At 70.3% G+C, this 13985-nt stretch carries 10 protein-coding genes; 3 read left to right on the plus strand and 7 right to left on the minus strand.

Annotated elements, in window-relative coordinates; all coding sequences use genetic code 11:
* Positions 1 to 285 precede the first annotated feature (285 nt).
* Entirely contained in the window at positions 286 to 4941 is a 4656-nt protein-coding gene (locus ACWD0F_RS02455; RefSeq protein ID WP_449872015.1) for an FtsK/SpoIIIE domain-containing protein, read from the plus strand.
* A 14-nt stretch (positions 4942 to 4955) separates the two neighbouring features.
* Here ACWD0F_RS02455 and ACWD0F_RS02460 read toward each other — a convergent pair whose 3' ends face one another.
* Complete coding sequence (locus ACWD0F_RS02460; RefSeq protein ID WP_449872017.1) at positions 4956 to 5519, minus strand: ArsR/SmtB family transcription factor; 564 nt, start codon at positions 5517 to 5519, stop codon at positions 4956 to 4958.
* Positions 5520 to 5598: 79 nt separating this feature from the next.
* Between ACWD0F_RS02460 and ACWD0F_RS02465 the strand changes: the two genes are divergently transcribed.
* The gene (locus ACWD0F_RS02465; RefSeq protein WP_449872019.1) at positions 5599 to 7083 is read left to right on the plus strand and encodes an alpha/beta hydrolase family protein; all 1485 of its coding nucleotides are present in this window, start codon (positions 5599 to 5601) and stop codon (positions 7081 to 7083) included.
* A 10-nt stretch (positions 7084 to 7093) separates the two neighbouring features.
* Here ACWD0F_RS02465 and ACWD0F_RS02470 read toward each other — a convergent pair whose 3' ends face one another.
* Together ACWD0F_RS02470 and ACWD0F_RS02475 are read right to left on the minus strand one after the other, a co-directional pair.
* A complete protein-coding gene (locus ACWD0F_RS02470) occupies positions 7094 to 8422 on the minus strand; it encodes a WXG100 family type VII secretion target (RefSeq protein WP_449872021.1) in 1329 nt (442 codons plus the stop codon).
* 5 nt (positions 8423 to 8427) lie between these two features.
* Positions 8428 to 8817 carry a hypothetical protein gene (locus tag ACWD0F_RS02475; protein WP_449872023.1) on the minus strand — a complete coding sequence of 130 codons (390 nt, stop codon included), beginning with the start codon at positions 8815 to 8817 and terminating at the stop codon, positions 8428 to 8430.
* Positions 8818 to 8913: 96 nt separating this feature from the next.
* Here ACWD0F_RS02475 and eccB point away from each other — a divergent pair, with 96 nt between their 5' ends.
* Positions 8914 to 10350: a type VII secretion protein EccB gene (eccB, locus tag ACWD0F_RS02480; protein WP_449872025.1), complete on the plus strand. Its 1437-nt coding sequence runs from the start codon at positions 8914 to 8916 to the stop codon at positions 10348 to 10350.
* Positions 10351 to 10417: 67 nt separating this feature from the next.
* Here eccB and ACWD0F_RS02485 read toward each other — a convergent pair whose 3' ends face one another.
* Genes ACWD0F_RS02485 through ACWD0F_RS02500 form a run of 4 tightly spaced genes read right to left on the minus strand, consistent with a single transcriptional unit; the run spans position 10418 to position 13921 of the window.
* On the minus strand, positions 10418 to 11164 hold the full coding sequence (locus tag ACWD0F_RS02485) for a WXG100 family type VII secretion target (RefSeq protein ID WP_449872027.1): 747 nt from the start codon (positions 11162 to 11164) through the stop codon (positions 10418 to 10420).
* On the minus strand, positions 11161 to 12192 hold the full coding sequence (locus tag ACWD0F_RS02490) for a pentapeptide repeat-containing protein (RefSeq protein WP_449872029.1): 1032 nt from the start codon (positions 12190 to 12192) through the stop codon (positions 11161 to 11163). Before ACWD0F_RS02490 ends, ACWD0F_RS02485 begins: the two co-directional genes overlap by 4 nt.
* Entirely contained in the window at positions 12189 to 13526 is a 1338-nt protein-coding gene (locus tag ACWD0F_RS02495; RefSeq protein WP_449872031.1) for a hypothetical protein, read from the minus strand. The genes ACWD0F_RS02490 and ACWD0F_RS02495 overlap by 4 nt, the downstream gene beginning before the upstream one ends.
* The gene (locus ACWD0F_RS02500) at positions 13526 to 13921 is read right to left on the minus strand and encodes a hypothetical protein (RefSeq protein ID WP_449872033.1); all 396 of its coding nucleotides are present in this window, start codon (positions 13919 to 13921) and stop codon (positions 13526 to 13528) included. Before ACWD0F_RS02500 ends, ACWD0F_RS02495 begins: the two co-directional genes overlap by 1 nt.
* Between the last annotated feature and the right edge of the window lie 64 nt (positions 13922 to 13985).

Genomic DNA, 13985 nt, shown 5'->3' on the forward strand with positions numbered 1-13985 from the left:
TGCGGGGGGAATGCGAGGACCCATGCTCGTTTCGCAGGTGGCAGGATGTCAATAAGAAATAATCGATGCCTATTGTTTCTATCAAGTTGACGGAGGCCGATATTTCCGGTTAGTCGCCACTTCAACAACACGAGGCACTTTATTCACGTCCTTGCGCAGATTTATCCCCCGTACGGCCTCGATCCGGACACCACGCCGCCGGGCCATGCCATTGCCGTCAACCCACCCGCCTGGCCGCGCTTCTGGCGCTACCTTGGCGGCCGAATCGACCGAGGAGACGGCACCATGCGGATCATGCTCACCGTGCTCGGCACGCAGGGCGACCGTGACGTCGTCATCGACGGCGACGACGGCGCCACGGTGGCGAAGGTGAGCGAGGCCCTCAGCGACCACGGGCCGTTGGCGCAGGTCGTCCGGCTGACCCAGGCCCGAGCCCCCTACGGCCTGTCGGCGACCGGCGGCCCCGGCCCGCAGGTGCCCCAGCCCCGCAGCCCCGAGCGGACCGGCGTCCTGGGCGAGCCACCCCTCCTGTGGCGCAACGGGCGCCCGCTCGATCCGCGTTCCCCCGCCGTCGCCGTGCTGCGCGACGGCGACAAGGTCACGCTCGACGCCCGCTTCGCCCGCGCGACCATCGTCGAGGAGCCCGGCGGCGTCGCCGAGGTGCGGGTGGTGGGCGGGCCGGCGGCCGGCGCGGTGCACCGGCTGGGGCTCGGCGTGCACGTCATCGGGTCCGATCCGACGTGCGCGATGACGGCCGCCGATCCGGCGCTGGCTCCGGAGGCGGTGACCGTACGCGTGACGCCGGAGAAGATCACCGTGGCGCGGGCGTGGTGGCGGCATCCCGGTGAGGCGCCCAAACTCAAGCTCAAGGGGCGGTGGGCCGACGAGGTCGCCGAGATGACGGCACGGGTCGCCGAGCGGGAGGTCGCCCAGTTCATGGCGGGCTACGGCGAGATCCCCGAGCTCGACGGCCGGCCGCTCGCCGACCCGGTCGAATGGCCCGACCAGGCGGTGCTGACCTGTGGTTCTTCGGTGTTCGTGCTGACCTCGATCGAGCCTAAGGACGCGCACCTGGCGCCCAGGAGCGAGGGGGGCGTCGCCTACAACCGGCCGCCCAGGCTGCGGCCGCCCGAGCCGGAGCGCACGTTCGTCAAGCCCAAGGAGCCGGGCAGGAACGAGGGCCTGCGCCTGCAACTGCTCGCCGCCTTCCTGCCGGCCGTGCTGGGGCTGACCTTGGCCTTCGCCCTGCGGCAGTGGTATTACCTGCTCGTCGCCCTGATGACCCCGATCATCATGATCGGCCAGTGGTGGAGCGACCGCCGCCACGGCAAGAAGCAGCACAAGAAGGCGATCAAGGAGTACAACGAGCAGGTCCAGGCGTTCGACGAGGCGGTCGAGCGGGCCAGGGTGGCCGACGAGGCGATGCGCAGGTCCGACGCGCCCGACCCGGCCCAGGTCCTGCTCACGGCCACGGGCCCGCGCCGGCGGTTGTGGGAGCGCCGGATCCACGACACCGACGCGCTGCGGCTCAGGGTCGGCCTCGCCGACCTGCCCGCCAACCTGGAGTTGTCGGAGGAGCAGAGCGGCCCCATCGATCCGCCGATCTGCCGTTCGGTGCCCGTGGCGCTGCCCATGCGCCGGCTGGGCGTGGCCGGCGTCACGGGCCCGCGTACGGCCGCGACCAGCCTGGCGAGCTGGCTGATCGCCCAGGCCGCCACCCTGCACAGCCCGCGTGACCTGGCCATCGTGGTCGTCTCGGCGCACGCGGACGCGGCCCGCCGATGGGGCTGGCTGCGCTGGCTGCCGCACTGCGCGCCGCGCGCGGGCGAGGAGTGCGTGACGCTGGCCGGCACCGATCCCGAGTCGGCCGCCCGCCGCGTCTCCGAGCTCGCCGCCCTCATCGACGAACGCCAGAACACCACGATCCCCGAGCTCGGCAAGATCCCCACGGGCTGGGACGATCTAGGCGGCCCGGAGAAGCCCACGTTCTCCTCCTACGACGTCCGGCCCTATGACGTCCTGGTGATCCTCGACGGCGCCCAGGTGCTGCGCGGCCTGCCCAACATGCCGCAGGTGCTGCGCCAGGGCCCGCGTTCGGGCGTCTACACGCTGGCCATCGACGACGACCAGCGCCTGCTGCCCGAGGAGTGCCAGACCGTGGCGGCGTGCGGCACCGACGGTCTCGTGCGCCTGCTCGGCGGCGGCCTCGACGCCATCGGCCCGGTCCTGGCCGACCTGGTCTCCACCGGTTGGTGTGACCGCCTGGCCAGAGCCCTGTCCCCGATCCGCGACGTGAGCCGGGACGACGCGGCGGGCAACCTGCCCGACGCGGTTCGCCTGCTCGATCTGATGGGCCTGCCCAACCCCTCCGGCCAGGAGCTGGGCGCGCGATGGGCGGGCGAGGGCTCCACCCGCGCGTTGATCGGCGTCGGCCCGGACGGCCCGTTCACGGTGGACCTCAGGCTCGACGGCCCGCACGGCCTGATCGCCGGCACGACGGGCGCGGGCAAGTCGGAGCTGCTGCAGACGCTGATCTGCTCGCTGGCCGTGGCCAACCGGCCGGACCAGCTCACGTTCGTGCTGATCGACTACAAGGGCGGGGCCGCGTTCAAGGAGTGTGTACGCCTGCCGCACACGGTCGGCATGGTCAGCGACCTCGACGGCCACCTGACACAACGCGCCCTCGACTCCCTGGCCGCCGAGATCCGCCGCCGCGAGCGCCTGCTGCTGGCCTCCGGGGCCAAGGACATCGAGGACTACACGGGCTCGGCCATGCCACGCCTGGTGCTGATCATCGATGAGTTCGCCGCGCTGGTGGCCGAGCTGCCCGACTTCGTCACGGGCCTGGTGGACATCGCGCGCAGAGGCCGTTCGCTGGGCATCCATCTGATTCTGGCCACCCAGCGCCCCGCCGGGGTGGTCACGGCCGACATCCAGGCCAACACCTCGTTGCGGATCGCCCTGCGGGTGACGGAGCCGGCCGAGTCGGCCGACGTCATCGACACCCCGGACGCCGCCCACATCTCCAAGTCGACGCCCGGCCGTTGTTACGTGCGTTCAGGGGTGGGGGCGGCCACGGCCGTGCAGACGGCCAGGGTCGGGGGCCGCAGCCCGGCGAACCCGGCCGACCAGCCCGACGACCGGGCGGGCGGCACCATCCGGGTGCTGGCCGTGGACTGGCGTTCCCTGGGCAGGTCGCTCCCACCGCCTCCGGCGCCGGAGGAGGACGCGACGGCCACGGACCTCACCCTCGTCGCCGACGCCCTGATCGAGGCCACCCGCCTGGCCGGCGTCCCCATCCAGCCCAGCCCCTGGCTGGACCCCCTTCCCGCCCACTTCGTCCTCGACCTCCCGGCGCTCGGCGAATCGCCCGTCCCCGCGACGGCGGATGCCCCTCCGGGACGACCCGACGACGTCGAGGTGGCGCCGTTGCCCTTCGGCGTCACCGACCGGCCATGGGCTCAGGACCGGCACCCCTTGGTGCTGGACCTCGCCCACGGCGGCCACCTGCTGATCGCCGGATCGGCCCGCAGCGGCAGATCGACGGCGCTCCGCACCATCGCGGGCTCCATCGCCGCCCAGGTCTCCCCCGGCGACGCCCACGTCCACGCGATCGACTGCGGCTCCGGCGCCCTCCTCCCCCTGGTCGCGATGCCGCACTGCGGCGCCGTGGTGACCCGCGACCAGCAGGACCGGGTGGAGCGGCTGCTGGTGCGGCTGCGCGCCGAGGTCGGCCGCCGCCAGCAACTGCTGGCCGAGTCCGGGCACGCCTCTCTCGCCGAATACCGCCAGGCAGGTCACCACCTCCCTTGGATGGTCCTCATGCTCGACCGCTGGGAGGGCTTCGTCGCCGCGTTCGAGAGCTACGACTACGGCCGGCTGATCGAGGCGCTGCTCCAGCTCCTGCGCGAAGGCCCCGCCGTGGGCCTGCGGGCGGTGGTGACCAGCGACCGATCCGGCCTGCTCGGCCAGGTCTCCACGGTCTTCGAAGACCGTCTGCTGCTCCGTCTCGCGGACTCCTCCGACTACGGCCTGGCCGGCTTCCCGCTCAAGGGCCTGCCCACGTCGATGCCGCCCGGCCGCGCCCTCTCGATGGGCGAGACCGGCATCATCGAGCACCACATAGCCCTCCTGTCCGCGGATCCGGCGGGCCCGGCGCAGGTGGCGGCCCTGCAGTCCCTGGCCCGTGTCGCCACCGAGCGGGCGGAGCCGGCCGCCGCAGGGAAGGCCGGTTGGCGCTGGGAAGGACAGCCGCCCCTTCGGGTGGACGCCCTCCCGATGCGCATCACGGCCGCCCAGGCGATGGAGCTGGATCCGGCCTTCATCCCGCCGTCACCGCTGTGGGCGCTGGTGGGCGCGGGAGGTGACGCCCTGGCTCCGCTCGGGCTCGACCTCCTGGCCCAGGGGCCCGGCGCGGTGATCGCCGGCCCGTCCCGCTCCGGGCGTTCCTCGGTGCTGCTGACCGCCGCCCGTTCGCTGATCGAGCAAGGCACGCCGGTCATCGCCATCGCACCCAGGCGCAGCCCGTTGCGGGAGCTGGAGGGGGCGCTGGCGGTGCTGGACGGCAACGCCACGAACCTGCCGGAGCTGGTCGCGGAGCAGCGGCACTACGTCGTGCTCGTGGACGACGCGGAGCTGATCAACGCCGACTCTCCGCTGGGGACGGCCCTGGAGGAGGTGCTCCGCTCCGGCAGGGACGGGGATCACGGGTTGTTGATCGCCGGCACCACCGGAGACCTGGCCGTCGCCTATCGCGGGTTCGCGGCCGAGACGCGCAAGTCACGTACGGGGCTGCTGCTGGCGGTCCAGGGACAGAACGACGGTGACCTGTTCACGATCCGGCTCCCGCGCGGGATGGTCGGCGGCCCACCGGGGCGGGGGTTCCTGGTGACCACCGGGAGCATCACCCAGGTCCAGGCAGCGTTTCCCGACAACGGCTGATCTCCCGCCGCCGGTCAGTCCTCGTCGGCGGGGAGGGTGAAGAAGCGCACGTACACCGGGCGGGCGTCCGGCGGGGCCTCGTCGGCCGGGTGGCTGTACTTCAGGAGCAAAGCGATGTACGCCTCGTAGAACTCGGCCAGCTCGGCCTTGGTCATCCGGGCGAGGCCCCTGGAGCCCCTCGCCCAGTCCGGGTCGGCGCGGTAGGCGGCGGGGAAACGTTCCATCAGGGCGCGGTCTTCCTCGAAGCCGATCCGGTGAAACTCGGCCAGGACCGGGCGGTCCTGCTCAGGGAGCTGATCCGGGGTCGGGAGGCGGATGTCCCGGGGGGCTTCCACGCGGCGCCACCAGCGTTCCCGGCCTGACGAGCGTTCGGGGATCTCCTCGATGAAGCCGTACTTCTCCAGTTGGCGAAGGTGGTAGCTGGTGGTGCCGGTCTTGGCGCCGAGCAGTTCGCCCAGGGTGGTCGAGGTGGCGGGGCCGTGGATGTTGAGGTGGGTCAGCATGCGGCGGCGCATGGGGTGGGCCAGAGCCTTGAGCCTGCCTGGGTCTTGGAGCATGAACGGCTCGTCGTCCTTCATGAGGAGCAGGCTAGTCCTCAAGGACGAGATCTGCCGAGAAACCTTTGCCGACATTTCTCTGCAGACTAGTCTCGGCCGTATGCGAATGATTTTTACGGGTTTGGCGCTCGCGGCCGTCGCCGCGCTGCTGCCCGCCGCCGCTCCGGCGGCACACGCCGCCGTTCCTGACCTTCCCGCTGACCTGGTGGCGAAGGAGGTGAGCTTCAGGGGAGACGGTGGGCTGCTGTTACACGGGAGCGTGATCAGTCCCGCGCCCGCCCAGAGTGCGCCGCGCGCCGGGGTGGTGCTGGTGCACGGGGCCGGTACCGGCACGCCGCGGGAGAAGCTGCTGGGCGAGGCGGTCGCCTTCGCGCGGCAGGGGCTGTCGGTGCTGATCTACGACAAGCGTTCCGCGGGATACTCGCTGTTCACCAGGTCCTACGCGCAACTGGCCGACGACGCTCTGGGAGCCGTCGGGGCGCTTCGTGCGCAGGCGGGGGTGGATCCGGCGAAGGTCGGGATCTGGGGGCTCAGCGAGGGCGGGTGGGTGGCACCGATCGCGGCCTCGCGGTCGAAGGACATCTCGTTCGTCATCCTCATCGGCGCCAACGGGCTGCAGCCGCTGCGCCAGCAGACCTGGGCGGTGGCGGCCGGGATGCGGAAGGCGGGGGTGGACGGTTCGCTGATCACTCGGGCGGAGCACAATCTGTATCGGGTGATCGCGGACGGGAACATGTTCCCGGAGCCGTACTTCGATCCGGAACCGGTCATCAAGAGCCTGCGCCAGCCGGTGCTGAGCATCTGGGGTGTGCACGATCTGCTGACGCCGCCCAGGGAGACGCCGCCGATCTTCGCCAAGGCCCTGGCGGCCGGCGGGAACCGGCAGTACACGTTCCGGTTCTTCGCTGATGCCGATCATGCGGCGCACCGGACGCCCGACGGTGGGGTCACCCGGTTGCCCGAGCTGGCGCCCGGCTACCCGGAGCTGGTCGGCAAGTGGGTGGGTCAGGCGACCTCGGGGCAGGCGCCCGTGGCAGAGGTGTCGGGGCCCACGCCGGTTCAGGACGTCGACAGCGTGGGGGTCCCGCCGGTCGAGTGGTGGGAGTCGGCGGGGGTGCAGGCCGCGGCGTTGGTGTTGTTCCTGGTGGCGTTCGGAGGGTATCCGGTGGTGGCCCTCTGGCGTTCTGTCCGGCGGTGGCGGCGGCGGGAGCTCCGAGAGGACGACGCCGGAGGATCGGCGGCGGCGCGGGTGGTCAGCGCCGGCGGGCTCGTGGCGGTGGCGGGCGGGTTCTCCTACCTGTTCTACCTGGTCATGACCGGAGGGAAGCTGGCCTCGCCTGGACCCGTGCTGGCCGGTAGGCCGGTCATCTGGCTGCTGCTCCAGGTGCTCGCGGTGGTGGTCGTCGTGGCGACGGCGGTCACCGTGATCAGGTGGCGCCGGCCGTCGGTTCCGGACGGCAGGGGGCTCGCCGCCGACGGCGCGGGTCGGCCGTCGGCAGGCGAGAGGTGGCGGCTGGGGCTGCTGATGGCGGGCGGGGTCGTGTTCGCCCCGTGGGGGCTGTACTGGGGCCTGCTGCTGCCTTGAGGGGCCGGGGTCAGCCTATTTGGCTGTTCACCGTCTGGGTGTCGCCGGCGCCGTAGACCTCGTCGTCCTCATGGAGCCACGTCGTCGACTCCCGGTCCGAGGACTCCTGTCCGCCGCCACCGCCCATGCCGCCCATCGGCATCATCGGCACGCCGGTGTTGCTGCCACCGGTGCCGCTCCGGGCGCTCAACGGCGCGCCGGCGGCCGTGACGCCGCCGCCACCGCCGTACGTGCCGCCGGTGGTGCCGCCGTTCGGCGAGGACGACCCCGTGGCAGGGTGGCCGTAGCTGGGCGTGGTGCCGGTGGGGGTGGCGCCCGTGGACGTGCCGGCGTTGGGCTGGTAGTCCTGCAGGGTCGTGGTCGGCTTGGCGCCCGTGTTTCCGGTGTTCCCCGCTGAGCCGTAATTCGGGTCCGTGACTCCGCCGGGGCTCTGACCGGTCGAGGCGTTCACGCCGGACGGTCCGCCGGTGCCGGCGCCCGTTCCCAGGTCGCCGCCCTGTGAGCCCGTCCCCGTGTAGTCGGGGTTGTAGGAGCCGGTCGTGGGGTCGATGGAGCCGGCCGCCGGGTCGCCGGAGCCGAGCGAGGGGTCGTTCATGCCCGGCACGCTCGTCGGCCCGCCGGGCAGGTCGGGGTCGTACCCGGTCGTCGAGATGTCGCCCGGACCGGTGAGCTTGCCGCCGGTGTAGGTGATCGGTTCCGTGAACGGCTTCTGCCCGACCGGCAGCTTGATGTCGCGCAGTTCCTTCTCGACCGTGTTCGGCATCCTGTCGTAGATCTCTTGCAGGTCGTCACCGAACGTCTTCAGGTGCTTGCCGGCCAGCTCGTCCTGGGAGCCGTAGTCGGTGCCGCTGCCGCCGGCGTCCTTGCCCAGGGCGCCGTTGTAGGTGCGGTAGATGTCCGCGATGCTGTCGTTCATGGTGCCCAGCAGGGCCTGGTTGTGCCATGTCGGCATCAGGAACCCTTGCCAGTCGTCATCGAGGAACGCCTGGTGATCGCGGACCACGGTGGCGAGCGTGCCGAGCGGGGCCGACATGCTGCTCAGCTTGGTCGCCAGCTCGCCCAGTGTGTTGTGGAGGGTCTGGAGCGCCTTCTGTGCCTCCACCGAGGCCGCGCCCTCCCAGACTTTGGACAGCTCGACGGCCTTGTTGTAGATCGCCTGCTGGACGCCGGCGACCGTGGTGTGGGCGTCGCCGTACGCGCTGGAGGCCTCCTCGATGCGCTTGGCATCGATGCTGTTGATGAAGTTCTTGACCCCGGCGACGCTCCGGCCGCCGGTAGTGACGGACCAGTCCCCGCGCGCGGGCTTCAGCTGGTGCGTCTGCTTCTTGTTCTCGCCCACGTCGGTCAGACCTCGCCCTCGGTAGCCGAGGTCGCCGTCGGGTAGTTGCCCGCACCCGCCGCCACCAGCGAGATCGCGATGCCGAAGTTGTCCACGACCTGGCGGTACACGTTGAGGAACTCGGTATGACTCTGCGCCAGGGTGTCGGAGAACAGCTTGCCGCCCTCCCACTTGTCAATGGTCTGCAACTGCCCCTGCAGTTCGGTGAGCCCGCCGTACGTGGTGAGGTCATCGATGGAGCCGCGCCGGGTCTCAGCGGCGCCCTGGCCGTTGAAGGGCTTGAGCTCCTCGGCCAGGGCCTTGGCGATGTTGGTGATCTTTTCGGCGCTGTACGTGACGCCGTCACGCTCGGCTTGCAAACCCGGCCATGCTGCGGGCTCTTTCGGCTCTGCCACGAAGATCCTCCCCCTTGGCGGTCGATCATGCAGCTTACTGGAGTGTTTCTTTTGCGTACAGAAGACACATAGTCAACATGCGTAACATGAGGCATCATGCAGACCCAGAAGGATCTCTATCAGGCGCACAAGCTCATGACGCAACGCCTGGGACTCGCCTTGCTGCAGGGAGAGCCGGACCTGCCCGAGTCGCCGATGCGGCGGCACAACGTGGCGATGTTCGGCGGGATCCTGGTGGCGGTGCTGATCCTGGCCGGATTCGGCATCTGGGGACTGCTCAAACCGGGAGGCGCGACCAAGCTGACCGAGGCCGGCCAGTTGCTGATCGAAGAGGAGACCGGCGCCTCCTACGTCTACAACCAGCAGGAGAACAAGCTCCAGCCGGTGGCGAACTACGTGTCGGCGCGCCTGATGCTCGACAGCGAAGAGATCAAGGTCAGGACGGTGTCCGCCGAGTCGCTGGCCCCCTTCGCGCGTGGTCGCAAGGTGGGCATCCAGGGCGCGCCTGACTCCTTGCCCAAACGCGAGAGACTGATCAAGACGCCGTGGTCGGCCTGCGTGGTCGAGGCGGCCGACGCCGCCGGGGTGCGCAAGCCGTTCGTGACGCTCGTGGGCGGGATCGACGTCGGCGGCACGCCGGTGGGCGGACAGGCGCTGATCGTCAACGACGGTCAGCAGAACTGGGTGCTCTGGGCCAACCAGCGCATGCGCGTGACGAACGTGGACCGGCTGACCGACCAGACGCCGCGCCGCGTGCCCGCCTCGTGGATCAACTCCATTCCCCCGGGCGTGGACTTCGCCGCCCCGAAGATCCTCCAGCACGGCAAGGTGGTCAGGGGCCCTGGCGGCCGGGCGGCCCGGGCCGGGCAGGTGTACAAGGTGGCGTCCGTCGCGGGCGCGGCCGAGCGCTGGTACGTGCTCCTCGTCGACGGCCTGGCGCCCATCAACCACACGCAGGCGCAGTTGCTGCTCCAGGACCCGGACAGCAAGATCGCGTACGGAAGGTCGCCGGTCCGCGAGACGCTGATCGACGCGGCGAGCGCCAACGCGGTCAAGGTGTCGGCACAACACCCCATGGGCAGCGGCCTGCCCGCCACGATGCCGGCCTTCCAGGCGCCGGGGATGTCCGCCCCGCTCTGCGCCGTCTACGGGGACACCACGAAGGGCTCGACCAAGGCCGTCCTGACCACGGGTGGCAGGCTGCGCTTCCCGACACCGGCCGCGAGCCTGGGGCCGGAGAAGGTCGACCAGGTGCTGCTGCCGCCGGGGAGCGCGGCGCTGGCCGGGACCCTGCCGGGGGACGGGCAGCTCTCGGCGGTCACGCAGTACTCGCTGATCACGGATCAGGGCAAGAAATTCCGGCTGGCGACGGGGGACGTGGTGACCAAGCTGGGCTACGACGCCGCGGACGTGGCGCCGGTGCCCGCCCACCTGCTCCGGCTGATTCCCGACGGGCCCGCGCTCGACCCGGCCGCCGCCAGGACGCCCGTGCAGGAAGTGAACGCCATGCAGCCCGCCCCGATCACCCAGTGACACCGACCGGCCCGCCCCGACCGCCCAGTGATGGCCTTCGGTCGTGGCGGGCCGGATCGCGCCGGGCTCAGGCCGGCAGTTCCCGCTTCGGGGTGAGGGCGCCCAGGTCCTTGTCGTAGATCATGCCGTCGTTCGTGAAGGGCTTGCCGCCCAGCGAGGTCATGCTGCCCATCTCGGTGGGCATGGCCTTCAGCGTCGGGAAGACCTTGCCGGCCGTGTCCGCGTAGGCGTTGGCCGCGTACATGATGCCGCCGAGGGCGCCGATCGCCAGGAGGTGCTTGCCGAACACCTTCTCCATCACCTTGATGATGGTCTTGGCGATCACGGTCTCCGCAGTCCAGGCGGCCGCCTTGCCGATCGGCCCGCCCAGGTTGGACGCCGCCTTCGCGATGCCCAGCGTCAGCATCACGGCCGCGACGCTGGCGCAGACGATGGCGCCCACCTTCCAGAAGGCCGCGCTGGACTCGAGGCCTTCACCGGTCGCGTTACGGCTGTCCTCAAGCTGCTTGAGCGAGTCCCTGAAGCTGGTGTGGACCTGCTCGAACGCTTCGAAGGCCTCGCCTTCCCACGTCCCCTGCTCCTTGAGCTGCGTCTTCAGGCTCACCAGTAGCTTGTCGATCTCCTCGAACTCGACCGTCAGGCCGTTCTTGACGGTCGTAAGCGTCTGCTTGGCCGATCCCTCCATGCCCTCCGGGTCAGAGATCATGGAGCCGATCGCACTCGTGATGTAGAACGTCCAGCCACTCCGAATCAATGCGGTGGCCAACGCCGCCATTCCCCCGGCCGTCCAGTACATCTCCTTGTAGACGCTCACTCGTCCTCCAGCCCGATGACCTGGGGAGCGATGTCCTCGTCGCCGCCCCAGACACCCTCGTCCTCGGACAGACCGACGGTCTGATCGCGGTCGTTCTCGTTGTTCGCGCCACCCGCGCCGCTCATCGGCATCATCGGCATCATCGGCATGCCCGACGTGCCGGCTCCGCGCAGCCCGGCCGCGCCCCCCGAGAGCCCGCTGTTCGCGCCGGCTCCGACACCCAGGCCGGTGCTGGCTCCGCTCATGGTGCCGGGACCGGTGCGGGTGCCCAGGTTGGAGGGGTCCGTGGGCAGGTTGCTGCCGATCTGCGGCGTCGTCGGCTGGTAGGCCGACAGGTCGGTCTTGGTCGGGTCGTTGAGCGCCGAGTCGATGCTGGGGACCTTCATGTCCGCGGGATCAGTGGTCGGCAGGTTCGTACCGGGGAGGTCCGTGCCCGGCAGGTCCGTGCCGGGAAGGTCACTCCCCGGCAGGTCACTCCCGGGCAGGTCACTTCCCGGCAGATCGGATCCGGGCACATCGCTCCCCGGCAGATCCGTGCCGGGGAGGTCGGTACCGGGCAGGTCGGTATCTGGAAGGTCGGTGCCCTTTATGGTCGGCATGTCGCCCGGGTCGAGGCCTGTGGGCATATCACCGCTGAGGGTTGGGATCTTGGGGGTTTTGGGACCGCCCGTGGGACCCTTGTCGTCGCCCTTGTCCCCGCTGTCGTCATCGGCTTTCACGTAGTTCTTGTCGGCCGCTACGAGGGCCGTGGTCCAGGTCTGCAGTGCCTCACGAGCCGCGTCCAGCGCAGTGTTCTGGCTGGAGATGCACTTTCCGTGGACGCTGCTGCACCCGATGCCCGCCACGCCGAAGTGCGGCCAAGGGACAGGGAGGTTGTGAGACCTCTCGCGCAGGGTCCCGAAGAGATCGGTAGTGCCTTCGATCTTCTTGCCGCCCTTGGCCAGCTCCTCCTTGGTGAAGGAGATGCCGGACGAGGGCTTCGGGAGTTGGGCGCTCGAGATGCTGGGCCACTGGCCTTCGCCGCTCATCCGATCACAGGGTCCGTCGTGTTGTGACCGGTGGTCCAGGCGCTGGAGTCCTCGGCCAGGAACGTGCTCCGCTCCAGGTCCGCATGCTCGCCGATGGCGCCCCCGCCTCCCATGAACGGCATGAGCGGCATGCCGCCCGACGCCCCGGTGAGGCCGCGGGCCGCACCGGGCCCGGCCGTCAGGGCCTGGCCGCCGACGCCCGGAGAGCCGATCACCGACGGGATGCCCGGCGAAGCGCCCACGGGCGTGGGGGTGAAGATGCTGGACGGCGGGGTGTAGGCGGTGGACGGCGGCGCGATCGACGTGGTCGGCGGGGTGATCGTGGTCGGCGGCTGATAGTTCGCCATGTCCGTCAGGCGGGGATCGGTGGGGTTCGCGGCGGCGTCGGTGACCGTCTTGTCGGCGGCCCCGATGACCGGCGGTACCGTGCCGTCGACGGAGTCGTCCCCAGGGTTCTGCGACCCGGGATCCTGGCCGGTGCCCGGATCCTGGGTGCCCGGATCCTGGGTGCCGGGGTCGTCGGATCCGTCGGATCCGTCCTGGCCGGGCTCTCCGGAGTCCGAACCGCCCGTTTCGGAGCCGCCCGTATTGGAGTCGCCGGTGTTCGGCCCGCCGGTGTTCGAGCCCGTGGTCGGGCCGCCGGTGTTCGAGCCCGTGGTCGGCCCGCCGGTGTTCGAGCCCGTGGTCCTGTTGCCCCCGGTCTCGTCGTCGCCCGAGCTGCCGGAGTTGTTGTTGGAGCCGGTCGAGATCTCGGTCCCGGTGGGATAGTCAGGGGTCCGGGTCGTGATGGGCGCCGTGGGAAGGCTGACCGTCGGCAGCTCGTAGGAGACTTCGCGCGGGAGCTCCACGTCGTAGACGGTTTTGATCTTCTGGTTGAGTTCGTGCAGCACCCGCTGGGCGTGCGTGTTGTCCAGAGTCTCCTGGGCCAGGGCCTGCTCGGACGCGTCGAGGCCCGATGGGACGCTCTGCTTCTCGTTGACCTTGGCCTGGGCGGTTTCGAGGTGTCCCGAGTAGGACTGGAGCGCCGTCCCCATGTCGTTGAGCTTGGTGGACAGCTCGTTGCCCGAAGCGTGCAGCATCTCCAGGGCGTGCCGGGCCTTGGCGGCGTCCGGCCCCTTCCAGACGTTGGCGATCTTGGCGGCGTGCTCTTCGAGAGAGGCGATGGCCGCCTCGATCTTCGAGGCCGCGTACACGTATGTCTGTCCGGTGCCGGAGACGTAGAACGGGTCGGTGTTGTCGAGCCACCGCTTGATCTCAGGTTTGGTGTTGCGCTCCCACGCGCCCTGCGGCGTCTTCTCGTACGTCGGGATGACGACGGTCCTGCGGTCGGCCATCAGGCCTCACCCTCGCTGGCACGACGCGATTTGTCGTGGTTGGCCGCACTGGCCTCAATGGCCTCGACCACGCTCTGGTAGGCCTCGATGAACTTGGTGTAGACGTCGGCGAACTTCTTGCCCGCGTTGTGCGATCCCACGGTCGAGGCGAGCGCGAGGGCGTCGTTCCACTGCCCGATCTGCGCCGCGGTGAGCCCGCCTTCCGTCGAGATCTGCTTGACGTTGCCGTTCGGTCGTTCGCTGTGGCCGAGCATCGCGTCGAGGTTGATTCTCAGCTCCGTCGCGATGGCGCGCATCTGGGACGGCGAGTTCTCTCGCCCGGTACCGTCATCGAACAGATGGGGATCGATCCGCAGGGGATCGTAACCCCCGTCCATCGCATCCTTATGAGTCATGCCTCGCTCCTAGGAAACGGTGCTCTCGGCCACCGCGCCCCAGGGCGATGGCCGAGAAGATGGA

It is taken from the genome of Nonomuraea sp. NPDC002799 (genome assembly GCF_053592075.1).

Bases quoted from the DNA above. Each gene is read 5' to 3' on its own strand.
- ACWD0F_RS02455 (WP_449872015.1), top strand. From the start codon at position 286: ATGCGGATCATGCTCACCGTGCTCGGCACGCAGGGCGACCGTGACGTC.
- ACWD0F_RS02460 (WP_449872017.1), bottom strand. From the start codon at position 5,519: ATGAAGGACGACGAGCCGTTCATGCTCCAAGACCCAGGCAGGCTCAAG.
- ACWD0F_RS02465 (WP_449872019.1), top strand. From the start codon at position 5,599: ATGCGAATGATTTTTACGGGTTTGGCGCTCGCGGCCGTCGCCGCGCTG.
- eccB (WP_449872025.1), top strand. From the start codon at position 8,914: ATGCAGACCCAGAAGGATCTCTATCAGGCGCACAAGCTCATGACGCAA.
- ACWD0F_RS02490 (WP_449872029.1), bottom strand. From the start codon at position 12,192: ATGAGCGGCGAAGGCCAGTGGCCCAGCATCTCGAGCGCCCAACTCCCG.
- ACWD0F_RS02495 (WP_449872031.1), bottom strand. From the start codon at position 13,526: ATGGCCGACCGCAGGACCGTCGTCATCCCGACGTACGAGAAGACGCCG.
- ACWD0F_RS02500 (WP_449872033.1), bottom strand. From the start codon at position 13,921: ATGACTCATAAGGATGCGATGGACGGGGGTTACGATCCCCTGCGGATC.